This window comes from Cupriavidus sp. UYPR2.512, assembly GCF_000379565.1.
Lineage (GTDB): Bacteria > Pseudomonadota > Gammaproteobacteria > Burkholderiales > Burkholderiaceae > Cupriavidus.
In genome coordinates, this window is the sequence record NZ_KB903040.1 from 1 (window position 1) to 2,027 (window position 2,027).

Annotated in this window: 3 pseudogenes; 1 reads left to right on the top strand and 2 read right to left on the bottom strand. The window is 52.9% G+C overall.

Annotated elements, in window-relative coordinates:
• Positions 1 to 335, bottom strand: a pseudogene (locus A3A5_RS44925) (fatty acid hydroxylase); the annotation flags it as partial.
• A 1,280-nt stretch (positions 336 to 1,615) separates the two neighbouring features.
• Between A3A5_RS44925 and A3A5_RS44930 the strand changes: the two are divergent.
• Positions 1,616 to 1,784 (top strand): annotated as a pseudogene (locus tag A3A5_RS44930) (IS3 family transposase); the annotation flags it as partial.
• 16 nt (positions 1,785 to 1,800) lie between these two features.
• Here A3A5_RS44930 and A3A5_RS41805 read toward each other — a convergent pair.
• A pseudogene (locus A3A5_RS41805) lies at positions 1,801 to 1,932 on the bottom strand (transposase); the annotation flags it as partial.
• Between the last annotated feature and the right edge of the window lie 95 nt (positions 1,933 to 2,027).

A 2,027-nucleotide genomic window follows, 5' to 3' on the forward strand; every position in this document is an offset into this window, starting at 1 on the left:
AAATCGCCGGCAATCGCGACTAGGACCCCCGAGAGGATGGCCAATCCAGCGTTCAATATTGCGTTGTCAGAGTGAAGCAACGCACCGAAATTGATCGTGATAAGCGGCTTAATTCCAAACGAAGCTAGGCCTGCCGCATATAAATTCCATATTACCGCACCGAATCCGATTCGGATAATCCAATTTCGTACTCCGCGAACGTATGAGGCAAAACTATATCGATAAGCTGGAAAAGTTAGTTCGAGCACAGCGCAAAAGGTCGCGAAGATTAGTACCAACTCGAACGCTTTCACGAAGAACTCGGTCATCTCATTAATATCAAGAACGTGCATCATGTGCTCCGGCGAATCAACCAAACTACCCCAATCCTCATCCAGGCCGCTTGTTTTTGGACCCTGGTAGGGCCTATGCTATTAATCCCCTCGTGATAGATTCCGCTTGATATCCCGTTTTGACATCCTGAATAAATTGCCCGCTGCCAGCTAGGCTGGGGCAACCTTGAAGCAGTTGTATGTCGCGCGGCAATCAAGGACCCCTCCTTGAGGGGGAGGCCGCGCCTATTGTCGAGAACGATGCATATGTGCCCCAGAAGAGGCTTGAGTTTTGAACACCATCCTTAGCTTCCGCCCTTATGCCGGGGGAAGGCATTATCCGCACAATTAGACATCCGTCAAAAGGTACATTTCCCAATCGCGATCCTCAATCAAGACACGTCAAGCAAATCAGTATGAGACCACCAGAGACTTTACCAGGCCGAGGATTTGGACCTTGAAAAAACGCCCGACGCGAAGCCGGGCGCTATAAGGGACGCATTGGTGGGGAGACGTACCACCAACGCGGGAGCGCATGACCAGCGTGGCCCCGGGCAGTATAATAGCCGCCTCCAACGGTCAGTACTATCAGATCTTGTCGAATTTTGCTTAAGGATTTCCTGATATGCAGCATTTCGTGTTAATTGTCCGTAAAGCGACACGGTTATACGTAAGCCGTAAGTCGCTGAAGGTGCAGGAACTTTGCTCCATTAGGGGCCAGGCCCAGTGGATCACAGAGCACGTGATTCCCCCACATCCGCCAAGAACACCCAAATGACAAATGTCCACACTCGCGATATAGTTAGTGTGTCGTCGAACGTTGTCATAAGGTTTAACAGCTCGCGAATTGTCTGATACCGGCAAAACGTGAATGACTCTCGCAGCAAGTCGCATCGTCGAACCCCTTGGGTAGTAACACAGCCCTCCAAATTCACTGGCGTCGACGAATTCGTGAATTGCGCTGAAGCTCTTCACTGCACGCGGTATGCGACCCGAAGCGATCTCGTGTTGAATATAAGCCTTTCCTAATTCGATCGCGTTGGCGACGAAGTCGCTACCGCTGCATTCATTGTGTCGTAAGTTGCCCTCTTGGAAGTCATTGGAAAAGCCCGCATCCCTTATGGGAATGCGGGCGTGATTAGAATGCAGAAACGGAGTCGCAGCGCTACTGAGCCGCGAGAGCGAGCACGTGGATGACACTGTCGGCATCATCCACGAGAGCTGGCGCCTGCGAAATGACGAACTCCCGCTCGAAGCTGCCCTGCCGTAGCACCTCGCGCTTCATTTGCATAAAGGCGCGCCCCGACCAGGGCTGGCAGTACCAGATGGCAGCCTATCAGCAAATGCTCAAAAAGCGCAGGGTCCATCTAGTATGTCGCGCGAGGACAATTGCCTGGACAACGCCGCCATGGAAAGCTTCTTCGGAACCTAAAGTTCGAACTCTTCCACTTGAAGAAGTTCGCCAGCGCCGATTGAGCTACAGCAAGGTATAGGCTCTGGCACACTGCACCAGTAAGCGGCGGATGTTCTTGTCGCCCCTCTTACTGACCCCCAAAGGATTCGCTTTGCCGCCGGCGCTGTACTGGCGAGGTACCAGCCCAATGGATGCGGCAAAGTCCCGGCGAGATAAAGTCAAATCTGGTGTACGAAGGTTGATCGTGGCCGGTCGTCAGGCGACGAGTTTCTGCTGATCCGGCGGATTGTCTTGCGCCGGCG